The following is a 15,287-nucleotide window of genomic DNA, read 5'->3' as shown; positions in this document are numbered from 1 at the left end:
CCACCCGCATAGCAGGTGGTTTTTTGTTTCGCACACTCGCTCTGCTCGCGTGCTCAACTAGGTCTAAAGACACTAATATAAAAAGAACCGTTGCTTATAAGCAACGGTTCTTTTTTAGGTGAAATATGTAATCAAAATCAAACACCATAAAAAAATGCGCCCCCCGAGAGTCGAACTCGGATCTCGAGAACCGGAATCTCACGTGCGATCCATTACACTAAGGGCGCGTCAACAAATATTATATTATCTTACTTCAAACATAATTGCAACAATAAATTTAAATTTTTTAAAATGATAACGTTTTCACAAGAAAAATCAAACTTTTCGGTCTAATTGGATAGACAAGTTAGTGAATTGTGAGTATTATTAATACCGTAAGGTTGTAATTGCTAAGTCATGATTTTAGATAAATACTTGGTATCACTTAATTACAGTTGATATTAAGTAAATGTGATTGAGTTAGCAAAGACACTAATTATGTTTTCCTAAAGGAGGAAATTGCAGTATGACTGTAAAGATTGGTATTAATGGTTTCGGCCGTATTGGTCGTTTGGCATTCCGTCGTATTCACGAACTTAACACTGATGACATTGAAGTTGTTGCTATTAACGACTTGACCTCACCAGAAATGTTGGCTTACTTACTTAAGTACGACTCAACCCAAGGTCGTTTTGATGGCGAAGTTTCATCAACTGACAAGGGTATCGTTGTTGATGGTAAGGAATACCCTGTATACGCAGAACGTGACGCACGTAACATTCCTTGGGTAAAGAACGACGGTGTTGACTTTGTCCTTGAATGTACTGGTTTCTACACTTCTGCAGAAAAGTCACAAGCTCACTTGGATGCCGGCGCAAAGCGTGTTCTTATTTCTGCACCTGCTGGTAACATTCCAACTGTTGTTCCTGGTGTTAACTTGGATACTTTGAAGGCTGACGACAAGATCGTTTCAGCTGGTTCATGCACCACTAGTTGTCTTGCACCAATGGCATACTGGTTGAACAAGAACTTTGGTATCAAGGTTGGTACTATGACTACTGTTCACGCTTACACTGGTAGCCAAGCTGTTCTTGACCAACCACGTGGTAAGAAGTTCCGTAACAACCGTGCCGCTGCTGTTAACACTATTCCTCACTCAAGTGGTGCTGCTAAGGCTATCGGTCTTGTTATTCCTGAATTGAACGGTAAGCTTTCAGGTCACGCACAACGTGTTGCTGTTCCTGATGGTTCATTAACTGAACTTGTTACTATCATGAACAAGAAGGTTTCTGTTGATGATGTTAACAACGCTATGAAGGAAGCTGCTAAGGATAACCCAGCATTCGGTTACACTGATGACCCAATCGTTTCAAGTGATATTATCGGTTCTACTTTTGGTTCTGTATTTGACCCATCACAAACCGAAATCATGGAAGGCGAAGACGGTACTCAATTAGTTAAGACTGTTGCATGGTACGATAACGAAAATGGTTTCACTTGCAACATGATCCGGACTTTGCTTCACTTCGCAAGTCTTTAATCTAATTGCTTAAATAAGCTAAATGAAAGGTGGGAGGAGGAAACTCCAACCACCTTTTTCTTCACAGAGAAGGAGGAAACATAATTCATGGCAAAATTAACTGTTGAAGATTTACCTCTTGAAGGTAAGAAGGTTTTAATGCGGGTCGACTTTAATGTCCCAATTAGTGACGATGGTAGTAAGGTTGAAGATGACAACCGGATCGTTGCTGCATTGCCAACTATTAAGTATGTTATTGAACACAATGGTAAGGCAATCTTATTCTCACACCTTGGCCGGATTAAGAAGGAAGAAGACAAGCCTGCTAAGTCATTGAAGGCTGTTGCAGAACGTCTTTCTGAATTACTTGATAAGCCAGTTAAGTTCGTTCCAGTTACTGAAGGTAAGGAACTTGAAGATGCTATTAACGAACTTAAAGATGGTGACGTATTACTTGTTCAAAACACCCGTTATGAAGATGTTAAGGACGGCGAATACGTAAAGCGTGAATCAGGTAATGATCCTGAATTAGGTAAGTACTGGGCTTCACTCGGTAACGTTTTCGTTAACGATGCCTTTGGTACTGCTCACCGTAAGCACGCCTCAAACGTTGGTATTGCTACTAACATGCCAGGTAAGGCTGCTGCTGGTTACTTAATGCAAAAGGAAATCAAGTTCTTGGGTGACGCTGTTGACAACCCTGAACGTCCATTTGTTGCTATTCTTGGTGGTGCTAAGGTATCTGACAAGATTGGTGTTATTGATAACCTTCTTGAAAAGGCCGACAAGATCATCATCGGTGGTGGAATGGCTTACACATTCTACGCTGCTAAGGGTATTAAGACTGGTGACTCACTTGTTGAAAAAGACAAGGTTGATGTTGCTAAGAAGATCCTCGACAAGGCTGGCGACAAGCTTGTTCTTCCTATTGACAACGTTGTAGCTGATAAGTTTGACAACGATGCTAACACCAAGGTTGTTGAAGGTGACATTGATGATGGCTGGATGGCCCTTGATATTGGTCCAAAGTCCATCAAGGAATTTGAAGACGTATTGAAGGATGCTAAGACTGTTGTTTGGAACGGTCCTATGGGTGTCTTTGAAAAGCCTAACTTTGCTAAGGGAACCCTTGAAATTGGTAAGTTCCTTGGTACTTTGAGTGACGCTACTACTATCGTTGGTGGTGGTGACTCAACTGCTGCCGTTAAGCAATTGGGTGTTGCTGATAAGCTTACCCACATTTCCACTGGTGGTGGGGCTTCATTAACCTACCTTGAAGGTAAGACTTTGCCAGGAATTGCTGCAATTTCTGAAAAGTAATATATAATAGGGGAGAAAGCCTACTAGTTCGTTTATTGTATTGATGCGATACTAGCTTTCTGCAAACCCCGTAAATACAATAGGGTCCAAGTACTCGGAAGTTCCGGGTGGTTGGACCTATTTGTATATTGAGGTTGATTCTTACCGCAGTACCAATATGGTGCAAAGGAGTGATTTTATGAGGGTGCCAATTATTGCTGGTAATTGGAAAATGAACAAAACGGTGGCCGAATCAGTTGAGTTTGTTAAAAAGATAAAGGACCAGTTACCGCCGGCAAATCAGTTGGAAACAGCACTTGCAGGGCCAACACTATCCTTAGTTTCAATGAGAGAAGCTGCTGCTGGTTCCCCACTAAAAATCGCTGCCGAAAACTGTTATTACAAAAATGAGGGAGCCTATACAGGGGAAACAAGCCCATATGCTCTATACCAAGCTGGCATTCACCACGTAATCCTTGGACATTCTGAGCGCCGGAAATATTTTCATGAGACTGATGAAATTGTAAATAAGAAGATCAAGGCAGCTTTAGTTGATCATCTTTGTCCAATTGTTTGTTGTGACGATACAATGGGCCGGCGAACAGCTGGTAAGAAGGTTCATTGGGTTGTTAATCAGATCTTATCTGATGCCAAGGGACTATCAAGCGATGAAATTAGGCACGTAACCATCGCTTATGAGCCGAGTTGGGCAATCGGTACCGGTCAAAGTGCTGATCCCGATGAAGCGGAAGAAGGGTGCTACCTGATTCGGCAAACAATTGCATACATGTATGGAAAAGAAGTTGCTGATGATGTTCGGGTTCTTTATGGCGGTAGTGTCACGACTTCAAATATCAATGCTCTAATGGCCAGTCGAGACATTGATGGGGTCTTGGTAGGCGGTGCAAGTTTAGATCCTGAAACATTTTTAAGGTTAGTTAACCACTAAATGCTTGTTTTTGGATGCACAAAATAATACAATATTAATGAAATAGCGCGATTGCTATCGAATTTAAGACAGAGGAGAGATTCATCAAATGTCACTTATTACAGATATTTATGCACGTGAAGTTCTTGATTCACGTGGTAACCCTACAGTTGAAGCAGAAGTTTATACTGAAGCTGGTGGTGTTGGCCGTGGAATCGTACCTTCAGGTGCCTCAACTGGTGAACACGAAGCCGTTGAATTGCGTGACGGTGATAAGAACCGTTTCGGCGGTAAGGGAGTATTAAAGGCCGTTGCTAACGTTAACGACGTTATTGCTAAGGAAATTGTTGGTATGGAAGTTACCGACCAAATCGCAATTGACAAGGCAATGATCAAGTTAGACGGTACTCCAAACAAGGGTAAGTTAGGTGCTAACGCTATCTTGGCTGTTTCACTTGCTGCTGCTCGTGCTGCTGCCGACGAATTACAAGTTCCTCTTTACAACTACCTTGGTGGTTTCAATGCTCACGTATTGCCAACACCAATGATGAACGTTATCAACGGTGGTGCCCACTCTGATAACAAGGTTGATTTCCAAGAATTCATGATCATGCCAGTTGGTGCACCAACTGTTCGTGAAGCAATTCGTTGGGGATCAGAAACTTTCCACGCTTTGAAGAAGGAATTAGAAGCAGCTGGTAAGGTAACTTCTGTTGGTGACGAAGGTGGATTCGCTCCTGACTTTGCTAACAACGAAGAACCATTCGAATACTTGATCAAGGCTATCAAGGATGCCGGCTACAAGCCAGGTAAGGACATTGCTATTGCCTTTGACGTTGCTGCTTCAGAATTGTGGAACGACGAAGACAAGAAGTACAAGCTTCGTTGGTCAACTGGTGAAGAATACACCACTGAAGAATGGATCAACTACTTATCAGGTATTATTGAAAAGTACCCAGTAGTATCTGTTGAAGACCCAATTGATGAAAACAACTGGGACGACTGGGTAACCCTTACCAACAAGCTTGGTAAGAAGGTTCAACTTGTTGGTGACGACTTCTTCGTAACTAACACCGACTACCTTAAGAAGGGTATTAAGATGGGTGCTGCTAACTCAATCTTAATCAAGCTTAACCAAATTGGTACTTTGACTGAAACTGTTGAAGCTATCGAAATGGCTAAGGAAGCTGGTTACACTGCCATCGTTTCACACCGTTCTGGTGAAACTGAAGACACTACCATTGCTGACTTGGTTGTTGCTACTAATGCCGGACAAATCAAGACTGGTTCAATGAGCCGGACTGACCGTCTTGCTAAGTACAACCAATTAATGCGGATTGAAGATCAACTTGGTGACGTTGCTCAATACAAGGGTATCCACTCATTCTACAACTTGAGTGAACAAGCTCGTCAAGACATCGAAAACCGTTAATTTAATTAGCGTTAAAATATGAATAGGTTCCTTGCACCTGGTTAAATCTGGGTGTAAGGAACCTATTTTTGCTTTCTTTAGGTTAAACAATTACTTTCGTAACTATCCTAATTGATAATGAGAAAACGATGAGAAAACTCTTGGCAATTAGTAATTCATATAATATAATTTGAAAAGCTATAGTTTGAGAAAGGAATTTGATACTAATGAAAGATTCTGCGCCAAAGTTGCGGCGATCGATGACTGCTAACCAAATGGAAATGATTTCCTTAGGGGGCGCCATCGGTGTTGGTTTGTTTATGGGATCAACCTCAACGATTAAGTGGACGGGACCTTCAGTCCTTTTAGCGTATGCATTTGTTGGTTTAATCCTTTATATCGTTATGCGGGCCTTAGGAGAAATGATTTATATTAATCCAGGAACTGGTTCCTTTGCGGATTATGCTACCGAATATGTTCATCCCCTTGCTGGTTACCTTGCCAAGTGGGCGAATGTCTTTGAGTACATCGTAGTGGGAATGTCAGAAGTGGTTGCGGCAACGGAATACCTAAAATTTTGGTGGCCGCATATGCATACATGGATTGCCGGAATTATAATCATTATCTTTTTAGTGTTAGCTAACCTTGCTAGTGCTAAGGCGTACGGTTCACTTGAATTTTGGTTTGCGATGATTAAGGTCGTTACCATTATTTTCATGATTTTCCTTGGCTTTATGGTGATCCTTTTTGGTTTTGGTAATGGTGGTCATCCAACAGGCTTTAGTAATTTATGGGCACATGGTGGTTTCTTTACCGGTGGGATTAGCGGTTTCTTCTTCTCAATGTCAATCATTGTGGGTTCATATGAAGGAATTGAATTGTTAGGGATTTCCGCCGGGGAAGTTGCCGATCCACAAGAAGCAATTGTCAAATCTGTTAAGTCTGTCCTTTTTCGGATTCTAATCTTCTATGTTGGTGCTATTTTCGTAATTGTCACGATTTACCCGTGGGATAAGTTGAGCAGTGTTGGCTCACCATTTGTTTCGACTTTCGCTAAGGTTGGGATTACTGCAGCAGCATCTATTATTAACTTTGTTGTTTTAACGGCTGCTCTTTCTGGTGCTAACTCTGGGATTTATAGTTCAAGCCGAATGTTATTTAAACTCTCGCATGAAGGGGATGCGCCAAAGATTTTTGGCCGTCTTTCTAAACGGATTGTTCCGGATGCAGCAATCTTAGGAATTTCTGGTGGGATTTTAATCGGGTTCATTATTGATATGATTTCATCGACTTACAACCATTCGACGTCTGATATGTTCGTGGTTGTCTTTAGTTCATCAGTCTTACCTGGGATGATTCCGTGGTTTGTAATTTTACTTGCTGAATTACGTTTTCGGAAGAATAATCCCGACTTAATGACGGATCATCCATTTAAGTTGCCCCTTTACCCATTTTCTAATTACTTTGCGTTTATAATGCTGATTGTAATCGTAATCTTTATGTTTATTAATCCTGATACACGGATTTCAGTTATTGTTGGTGCACTTGTCTTGATTGTTGCAACGGCTGTTTACTTGATTCGTCACGGCTTAAGTAAATCAACAGTTAAATAATTTAAATTAGAGGTGTTAGACATTCGTTGCCTAACGCCTATTTTTTTATCTTAATTGGTGTAGTACAATATTCTGGTGTATCTTTTGAGGAAAGTCAGGGGAAAGAATGGATAAAAAAGTGATTACCAACCAAAATAGCCAAGTTAAGCAAATGATTCGTGCAATCATTATTGGATTATTAACTGGCTTAGTGGTTAGTACATTTCGACTAATTATTCAACATTTTTTGCAATTTGTTCAGATTAGTTTTACCTATTTCCACCATCATCCGACTGGATTAATTTATTGGGCGGTTGGCTCTGTTATTTTGGCGTTAATCTTAGGTCATTTGGCACAACGGTATCCAAATATTAAGGGGTCTGGGATTCCTCAAGTTGAGGGACAACTAAAGTGTCAATTTGAGGAAAAATGGTGGCCGGTTCTTTGGCGGAAATACCTTGGTGGAATCTTTGCAATTGGCTCAGGACTATTTCTTGGCCGTGAAGGACCTTCTATTCAATTGGGGGCAACAATTGGCCAAGGAGTCGCTGAAACGGCACATGTGGATTCACTAAACCGACGAGTTGGGATTGCTAGTGGGGCAGCTGCGGGACTAGCAGCAGCCTTTAATGCGCCAATTGCCAGTACCATTTTTATCCTTGAAGAAGTCTACCATAACTTCTCACCGTTAATTTGGTTGGCAACCTTCATCAGTTCCCTTTGTTCAAATATGGTTTCAATGACTATTTTTGGGCTTGAGCCGGTATTGAACGTTCCTTACCATTATGAACTGCCAGTTGGCTTATATTGGCACTTGATTGTTTTAGGGGTTATTCTGGGAATTCTTGGTCGTCTTTATCAGGTTGTAATTTTGCACCTTGATTATTGGTCTGGTAAACTTACTTGGCTCAAACCTACAGCTTACCCAATCATCCCGTTCCTCCTAGTTATTCCGGTTGACTGGTACCTTCCTTATACCCTTGGCGGTGGTAACCAGTTAATCGCTGAATTACGCCTCTTGCCATTCTCACTCTCTCTTTTCGTGGGACTCTTTATTCTACGCTTTGTCTTTTCAATGGTTAGTTACGGGAGCCAGTTGCCAGGGGGGATTTTCCTTCCAATTTTGACGTTAGGAGCTGTTCTTGGTGCAGCTTATTGTGCCTTGATGACTAATTTAGGGATCCTTCCAATTCAATACTTACCAAACTTTATTATTTATGCGATGGCTGGTTACTTTGCCTGCATTAGTAAAGCACCGTTTACCGCAATCCTCCTTATTACCGAAATGGTTGGTTCACTAGCTCACTTAATGCCATTAGCAATGGTTTCAATTATCGCTTACCTGGTGGTCGATGCCCTTCACGGTAAGCCTGTTTATACTGAAATGTTTGAGAACTTTATTGGATTACGGGCCGAGAAAAAGCCGCTTCACCAGGAAACACTTTCCGTATCAATTTATCCAGGTTCTGAGCTAGATGGTTGTAAGATTGCAGATTATAACTGGCCAGCTGACTGTATTGTTTCCTTGATTTACCGTGGAGAAGATAAGATTATTCCAAACGGGAAGACAGTTTTGTTAGCAGGAGATACCCTTGTAATTCAAGCAAATATTTCTGATAAGAATAAACTACAAGAAATATTGGAGCGAGCATCTCACGCGCCAAAAATGTAGAAATTAGTTAAATAATATGTTATTCTGTACTAGATATAGTGGGCAATTATTAGGAGGAAAAATCCTTGTATAACACATTAATGACTTTATTTTTAATAGACTGTGTAGTTTTGATTGCATGTGTAATGATGCAACCAGCTAAAAACGATAATGATGCAATGTCTGCTTTAAGTGGTGGTGCTGGAGACCTATTCTCACGGCGTAAGGCTCGTGGTTTTGAAGCGGTAATGCAAGTTGTTACTACAATTTGTGGGGCAATTTTCTTTATCCTTGCTTTAGCCTTGGTTTTCGTTTCATCACACTAGAGTAGCGATGCCTCCTGTATCATGTATTCAGGAGGTCTTTTTTATTTTAAGGAGTAAGAAATAATGGAAGTTAGTTCGGGCAAGCCCTTTTTATTTCCGCACGGGCGCTTTGGTGTTGTTTTGCTTCATTCATATACAAGTAGCAGTGCGGACATGCGAATGCTTGCACGGCACTTAGAAAGACAGAATTATACGATTTATGCTCCAGTATTTACGGGACATGGTAGTGATCCCCTTACTGTTCTAAAAAAGAGTAGTCCAGATGATTGGTGGGCGGATACGCAATTTGCAATTCGCAAGCTAAAAGACTTACGAATGGAAAAAATAGCGGTTCTTGGTCTATCATTAGGAGGGTTACTAGCAACGAAGGCGTTAGAAAATGATCCAAGTTTAGCTGGGGGAGGCGTGTTTGCTTCTCCTGTGACTAGCTGGGGCAAGTCTAACGTACCTCAGTTTTTCCCTCGGTTAGCTGCTGCTTACTACCAGAAAGCCGGATTAAGCCCGCAACAAATTACTGAGCGGATTACAGAAATTAATCAATTGTTACCTAAGCAATTAACCGAAATTAGTCAAATGACCCGAGAAATCGATCAACACCTTGATCAGATCCACCAGCCATTTTTTATTGGCCAGGGGGGGAAAGACGAGATGATTGATCCGCACTCTGGAGAAGAATTAAGAAATAAATTATTAGTGCAGGGGACACCGGTTGATTACCATTACTACCCACAAGCAGGTCATGTCCTTACCGTTAATGATGCCCACCGGCAATTATTTGCTGATGTTACTAACTTCTTACAAAAAATATTTGAGGTGTAATATGACAACAAAAACAAAATTAAAAGATCAGATATTAGATTATCTAAAGGATAATGCTAACGTTAGCTTTTCTGCAGAAAAGTTAGGTCGGGCATTGAAGATGGATGATGCTGAATCCTTTACGCCAATCGTCCAGACGCTTGCCGAACTCGAACGAGAGAAGCAAGTTGAAGTAACGGATCGGGGAGAATTTAAAGCAATAATTAAGCCACAAGCGATTGTTGGAACTTTCCATGCTAATGATAAGGGATTTGGCTTTGTAGATTACGATCCTGATTTGCCGGATATGTATATCAATCCCGATCACACAATGCACGCTTTAAATGGTGATCAGGTTGAAGTTAAAATTCTGCGTCCTGCTAAGCCGGGAAGTGATCAGGGCCCGGAAGGTCAAGTCGTTAAGATCGTTGAACACAATTACGATCAGATTGTTGGTGAATTTAAGCAGGAAACTGTTGGGGATTACATTGGTGAAATCCTCCTCAAGGATAAAAAACTTTCTAATTACCGCTTCTTCGTCAACGATAAGGGTCTCAAGCCGATGGATGGTCAAGTAGTAACTGCAACTGTTGCTACCTATCCTGATGATGAAGCTCCCCAAGTCATGACCGGGGCAATTAACGAAGTAATCGGGGATAAAGATGAACCAGGAATTGATATTCTCTCGGTAATCTATGCCCATGATGTTCCTCATGAATTTCCAAAAGAAGTAATGGATGAAGCAAATAAGATCCCGTTGAAAGTCCTTCCTGAAGAAAAGAAGGGACGGGAAGACATCACTGATCAACCACTTGTGACAATTGATGCCATTGAGTCAAAAGACTTGGATGATGCGGTTGTTGCTTGGAAGATGGATAACGGTCACTACCACCTTGGGGTTCACATTGCTGATGTTAGTCACTACGTAAAACCTGGTTCTGCTCTTGATAAGGAAGCATTTAAACGGGGGACCTCCGTTTACTTAACTGACCGGGTAGTTCCAATGCTGCCTAAGCGACTTTCTAACGGTATTTGTTCGTTAAATCCTGGAGAAGAACGGCTTTCAATGAGTTGTGAAATGGAGATTGATGAACAGGGACGGATTGTTAAACACCGGATTTTCCCAAGTGTGATGCGGTCACATGCCCGGATGACTTATAAGGCAGTTAACCGGATCTTGGAATCTCACGATGCCAAAACGATGGCTGAATATAAAGATCTAGTCCCAATGTTTGAAACTATGCGGGACATTCACAAGATCCTCTTAAATGCCCGGAAACGTCGCGGGGCAATTGATTTTGAAGCTCCAGAAGCAAAGATCATTGTTGATGACAAGGGACACCCAACCGATATTCAACTTCGGGAACGGGGCTTGGCTGAACGGATGATCGAATCATTTATGTTGGCTGCCAATGAAACTGTTGCTGAGCATTATTACAAAGAACACGTACCGTTCCTTTACCGGATCCACGAACAACCAGACAACGAAAAGATTAAATCCTTCTTCGAATTCCTGAGCGTCTTCGGGATTAATGCTCATGGGGATGTTAATAATATCAAGCCAAAGATGCTTCAAAATGTCCTGAAACAAGTTGCTGGTAAGCCGGAAGAACAGATGGTTCAGGTAATGATGTTACGGAGCATGCAACAGGCAAAGTATGACGATGAAGAAGTTGGTCACTTTGGCCTGGGTGCAAACTACTACACCCACTTTACTTCACCAATTCGGCGTTACCCTGATGACACCGTTCACCGTTTAATTAAGTGGTACGAAAAACATGGTAAGGGTGAAAAAGCGAAGGCTGCCTGGCGTGATCGTTTGCCTGAAATTGCGGAACACACCTCATTTACTGAACGACGGGGAATTGATACCGAACGGGATGTTGATAGCATGAAGAAGGCTGAATACATGGAAGACCATGTTGGTGAAACCTTTGATGCTGTTGTTAGTTCAGTGATGAAGTTCGGCTTATTTGTTGAACTAGAAAATACCGTTGAAGGGTTAATTCATATTAGTGTTATGAATGATGACTACTATGAATATTCTGAAAAGCATATGGCTTTGATTGGACGTAGTCACCACCGGATTTTCCAAATTGGTCAGCCAATTAAAGTTAAATTGGTTCGGGTTGATAAGGATCTTCGTGAAGTTGACTTCGAGTTAGTTAATCCTGAAGAAGCCCCAACAACAAAGATTCGGGTTCCCCATAATGATGATCGGCGTCGCGGTGGCCGGGGAGGTCGTCGCAATAATAACCGTCATGGTCATAACAAAGAACACTTCCGAAATACTCAAGGAAAGTGGAAGCATGACGGTCACGAGAATGGGCATCGGAATAATCGGCAAATTAACCGTGGCCAGACCCGTCACCATAATAACTCTCGTGATTTTGAAGGACGTCGTCAGCGTCGTCACTAATATTTTGACCTAATGGAGGGATACCATGGCCAAAAAGAAACAGAATAATGATAATTTAATTGCCCAGAATAAAAAGGCTCGTCATGATTATTTTGTGACGGATACCTATGAAGCAGGGCTCGTTTTGACAGGAACTGAGATTAAATCTGTCCGTGCCCACCGGGTAAACTTAAAAGATGGCTTTGCTCAAATTCGGAATGGTGAAGCTTGGTTAATGAATGTTCATATTAGTGAGTACGATAACGGGACCTTCTTTAACCAGGATCCACTCCGTAACCGGAAACTCCTCCTCCATAAGAAGGAAATTCATAAACTTACCGGTGCCCTCCAAGACAAGGGGGTCACCCTAATTCCGCTGAAAATGTATATTAAGCATGGGTATGCTAAGGTTCTCCTTGGCCTCGCTAAAGGGAAGCATGAGTACGACAAGCGTGAATCTATCAAACGTCGCGAAGCCAACCGTGAAATGGAAAGAGTAATGAAGCACTATTAAAAGAGAGTGTGAGCCAGCAAAGGACTTGCGGAAAGCTAGCGATTTCTCCTGACGAAGGCGTCTTCCGCCTAGGAAGGAGGTCGCTAGCTCTAGCAAGTTCCTGGCAAGCAGATCTTGACAATGATGCCTAAAACATGAAGCAAGTCTACTTAATAGGGCGAACACGTTTCTACTGTGTTGCCTAGAAGAAATTTCTAGCTCTAGCAAGTATCTGGCGAACAGATCTAAGCAATGATGCCTAGGACGTCATAAGCTTAGTTCGAGAAATTTAACTAAATAACACAAAAGACATCCAGAAGTGATCATTTCTGGATGTCTTTTGTTATTTTCATTTAACGTCGTTTCTTAAGTTGTGATGGTTCAATCTGGTAACCTAAACAAGTATCATTTCCCGTAGCAACACTGCCCCAATGAACACGGAGAGGGGAAGTTTGCTTGCGACGCGCCCAATGTTGGAGAACACTGGCAATGAGGATCGCTAGTGGCTCGTCTTCTTCTCTTTGGACTTTTAGTTCATGGTAATAGTCACCAGTGAATGCGACTGGTTGAATTGAGAAGACGAGGTGATTTTTCTTAAAGACCCGGTACTTTCCGGAGAATGGTGAACCGACAACAACCCAGCTAAGCCCCTTGATGTAAATTACTTCGCGAACAAAACCAAGCGACTTGCTAACGGTACCAACCTTTTGCCGATCCTTATATAATGCAAACTTCGGAATAATTCCAAAGCTAAGCTGCTTAACTTCCGCAAGTAAGTCCCCAGAAATTGAATACAAAGAGAGAACATCATGAAGCATTCCCCATTTACCTACCAACAGATACAATGAGCGTCCTTGGTAGTTCCGGATCACAGTGGTTCCGTGGAGGTCTGTATCATGATCACGTAGATAAAGTTGCCGCATTCAATCACCACTCCTTATAAGATAAGTTAATTACCACTATTGTACAGGTTAATTATAAAATTGTTAACTTTACGAAGCGGTTTCATTTTTGGTTCCGGCTATTGGCGACTTATGCTAAAATATTAGGTGAGGTGCTAGAATCGTGAAACAACTTATTCATAATGATTGGTGGGACGTTTTAAAACCCCAATTTGAAAGTGCATATTATGCGCAACTACATAATTTCTTAAAAGAAGAATATAGTCACCGGACGATTTATCCGGAGATGCATCATATTTTTGAGGCTTTTGAGTGGACGCCCTTTAGTAAAGTTAAGGTTGTCATTTTAGGTCAAGATCCGTACCATGGTCCTCACCAAGCCCATGGGTGCAGCTTTTCAGTTTTACCAGGGATCCCGGTTCCACCATCTTTGCAGAATATCTATAAAGAGTTGCAAAGTGATGTTGGTTGTCATCCGGTTCAACATGGTTACCTAAAGAAATGGGCTGATCAAGGTGTTTTACTTTTGAACTCAGTCTTAACAGTTCGTGCAGGCCAAGCCTTTTCTCATAAGGGGCATGGTTGGGAGCAATTAACGGATGCTGCGATTCATGCATTGTCTGAGCGTCCCCAACCGGTTGTCTTTATTCTGTGGGGAAGAGCGGCACGGGATAAGAAAAAGCTGATTAACCTTAAGACTAATATCATCTTGGAGTCAGCTCATCCAAGCCCGCTTTCAGCTAACCGCGGATTCTTTGGTTCAAAACCATTTTCAAAGACAAATGAAGCACTTCGCGCAATGAGAGAGGAGCCAATTGATTGGCAATTACCGGATCAACCGATAGTTGACGGTAAGGCTTGATAACCAACAAGGAGGTTCTTGTAGATGGATTTATTTGATGAAATTGCTGCAAAAATAAAGGGAAAGGGCAAGACAATTGTTTTCCCTGAAGGTGCTGATAAGCGGATTGTAGGTGCTGCTATTCGGTTAAAAAACGATGGATTAGTAGAGCCAATTCTCTTAGGTACCGAAGAAGAAATTAAGACCACTGCTCGTCAAAATAATTTAGATAGTGATGGCTTAAGAATTATTGATCCTGCGACCTATCCAAAATCAGATAAGCAGGAAATGTTTGATGCCCTGCTTGAACGGCGGAAGGGAAAGAACACCCCAGAGCAAGTTAAAAAGATGTTGGAAGACGTTAGTTACTTTGGGACCATGTTAGTCTACATGGGTAAAGCTGATGGGATGGTCTCTGGTGCCGTTCACTCAACTGGTTCGACTGTTCGGCCTGCCTTGCAAATTATCAAGACTAAGCCAAACGCTCATCGAATCAGTGGTGCTTTCTTAATGAAGAAGGGTGAACAACGCTATATCTTTGCTGATTGTGCGATCAACATTGAATTGGATGCACCAACAATGGCTGAAGTAGCTGTTCAAAGTGCTGAAACTGCTAAGCTCTTTGGAATTGATCCAAAGGTTGCCCTTCTTAGTTTCTCTACTAAGGGTTCTGCTAAGGGTGATATGGTTACCAAAGTTGCTGAAGCAGTGAAAAAGGTTCATGAAATGGAACCAGACCTTGCAGCAGATGGTGAAATGCAGTTTGATGCTGCTGTTGTTCCGGAAGTTGCAAAGCTAAAGGCCCCAGATTCTAAGGTCGCTGGTCATGCAAATGTCTTCATCTTCCCAAGTCTGGAAGCCGGAAACATTGGTTACAAGATTGCCCAACGTCTTGGTGGCTTTACTGCTGTTGGTCCAATCCTTCAAGGGTTGAATGCACCAATCGCTGACCTTTCACGGGGATGCAGTGAAGATGATGCTTACAAGGTTGCCATCATCACGGCCGCACAAGCACTATAATTTAATTTAAGATAGATATAATGAGAAGGTTACGTGAAGATCACGTTTCCTTCTTATTTTTGTTTGCTTCTTTTTTGCTTTTAAGGCAAAGAATCGGCTACAATGGTTACAGAAAATTCAAGGAGAAATG

The 15,287-nt window shown here is 41.8% G+C and carries 13 protein-coding genes and 1 tRNA gene; 12 read left to right on the top strand and 2 right to left on the bottom strand.

The annotated features are described in order from the left end of the window. Window positions 1-155: 155 nt before the first annotated feature. Window positions 156-227: transfer RNA gene (locus tag H9564_RS05665), tRNA-Arg, on the bottom strand. A gap of 278 nt (window positions 228-505) precedes the next feature. Between H9564_RS05665 and gap the strand changes: the two genes are divergently transcribed. The 10 genes from gap (at window position 506) to smpB (ending at window position 12,415) form a co-directional block, all read left to right on the top strand. Then, window positions 506-1,519, top strand: coding sequence for a type I glyceraldehyde-3-phosphate dehydrogenase (gap, locus tag H9564_RS05660; protein WP_191684531.1), 1,014 nt, complete (start codon window positions 506-508; stop codon window positions 1,517-1,519). 87 nt (window positions 1,520-1,606) lie between these two features. Beyond that, on the top strand, window positions 1,607-2,818 hold the full coding sequence (locus H9564_RS05655) for a phosphoglycerate kinase (protein ID WP_191684530.1): 1,212 nt from the start codon (window positions 1,607-1,609) through the stop codon (window positions 2,816-2,818). A gap of 178 nt (window positions 2,819-2,996) precedes the next feature. Beyond that, window positions 2,997-3,746 carry a triose-phosphate isomerase gene (gene tpiA / locus H9564_RS05650; protein WP_191684529.1) on the top strand — a complete coding sequence of 250 codons (750 nt, stop codon included), beginning with the start codon at window positions 2,997-2,999 and terminating at the stop codon, window positions 3,744-3,746. A gap of 88 nt (window positions 3,747-3,834) precedes the next feature. Continuing rightward, window positions 3,835-5,157, top strand: a complete 1,323-nt coding sequence (gene eno, locus H9564_RS05645) for a phosphopyruvate hydratase (protein WP_191684528.1) — start codon at window positions 3,835-3,837, stop codon at window positions 5,155-5,157. Between the two features lie 206 nt (window positions 5,158-5,363). Beyond that, window positions 5,364-6,749, top strand: a complete 1,386-nt coding sequence (locus tag H9564_RS05640; protein ID WP_191684527.1) for an amino acid permease — start codon at window positions 5,364-5,366, stop codon at window positions 6,747-6,749. 106 nt (window positions 6,750-6,855) lie between these two features. Beyond that, entirely contained in the window at window positions 6,856-8,400 is a 1,545-nt protein-coding gene (locus H9564_RS05635; RefSeq protein ID WP_191684526.1) for a ClC family H(+)/Cl(-) exchange transporter, read from the top strand. Between the two features lie 65 nt (window positions 8,401-8,465). Next, window positions 8,466-8,705: a preprotein translocase subunit SecG gene (gene secG, locus H9564_RS05630; protein WP_182580987.1), complete on the top strand. Its 240-nt coding sequence runs from the start codon at window positions 8,466-8,468 to the stop codon at window positions 8,703-8,705. 63 nt (window positions 8,706-8,768) lie between these two features. Continuing rightward, on the top strand, window positions 8,769-9,524 hold the full coding sequence (locus H9564_RS05625; RefSeq protein WP_191684525.1) for an alpha/beta hydrolase: 756 nt from the start codon (window positions 8,769-8,771) through the stop codon (window positions 9,522-9,524). A 1-nt stretch (window position 9,525) separates the two neighbouring features. Further along, window positions 9,526-11,922, top strand: coding sequence for a ribonuclease R (gene rnr, locus H9564_RS05620; protein WP_191684524.1), 2,397 nt, complete (start codon window positions 9,526-9,528; stop codon window positions 11,920-11,922). 25 nt (window positions 11,923-11,947) lie between these two features. Beyond that, window positions 11,948-12,415, top strand: coding sequence for an SsrA-binding protein SmpB (gene smpB, locus H9564_RS05615; RefSeq protein WP_191684523.1), 468 nt, complete (start codon window positions 11,948-11,950; stop codon window positions 12,413-12,415). Between the two features lie 332 nt (window positions 12,416-12,747). Here the strand turns inward: smpB and H9564_RS05610 are convergent, their stop codons facing one another. Continuing rightward, window positions 12,748-13,317 carry an LURP-one-related/scramblase family protein gene (locus H9564_RS05610; protein WP_225209562.1) on the bottom strand — a complete coding sequence of 190 codons (570 nt, stop codon included), beginning with the start codon at window positions 13,315-13,317 and terminating at the stop codon, window positions 12,748-12,750. A gap of 142 nt (window positions 13,318-13,459) precedes the next feature. Here H9564_RS05610 and H9564_RS05605 point away from each other — a divergent pair, with 142 nt between their 5' ends. Both H9564_RS05605 and pta read left to right on the top strand, forming a co-directional pair. After that, window positions 13,460-14,158: a uracil-DNA glycosylase gene (locus tag H9564_RS05605; RefSeq protein WP_191684522.1), complete on the top strand. Its 699-nt coding sequence runs from the start codon at window positions 13,460-13,462 to the stop codon at window positions 14,156-14,158. Window positions 14,159-14,182: 24 nt separating this feature from the next. Beyond that, on the top strand, window positions 14,183-15,157 hold the full coding sequence (gene pta, locus H9564_RS05600) for a phosphate acetyltransferase (protein WP_191684521.1): 975 nt from the start codon (window positions 14,183-14,185) through the stop codon (window positions 15,155-15,157). The last annotated feature ends 130 nt before the right edge of the window (window positions 15,158-15,287 follow it).

Source organism: Limosilactobacillus avistercoris (assembly GCF_014836425.1).
Taxonomy (GTDB): domain Bacteria; phylum Bacillota; class Bacilli; order Lactobacillales; family Lactobacillaceae; genus Limosilactobacillus; species Limosilactobacillus agrestimuris.
This window is presented reverse-complemented; position numbering and strand designations above follow the sequence as displayed.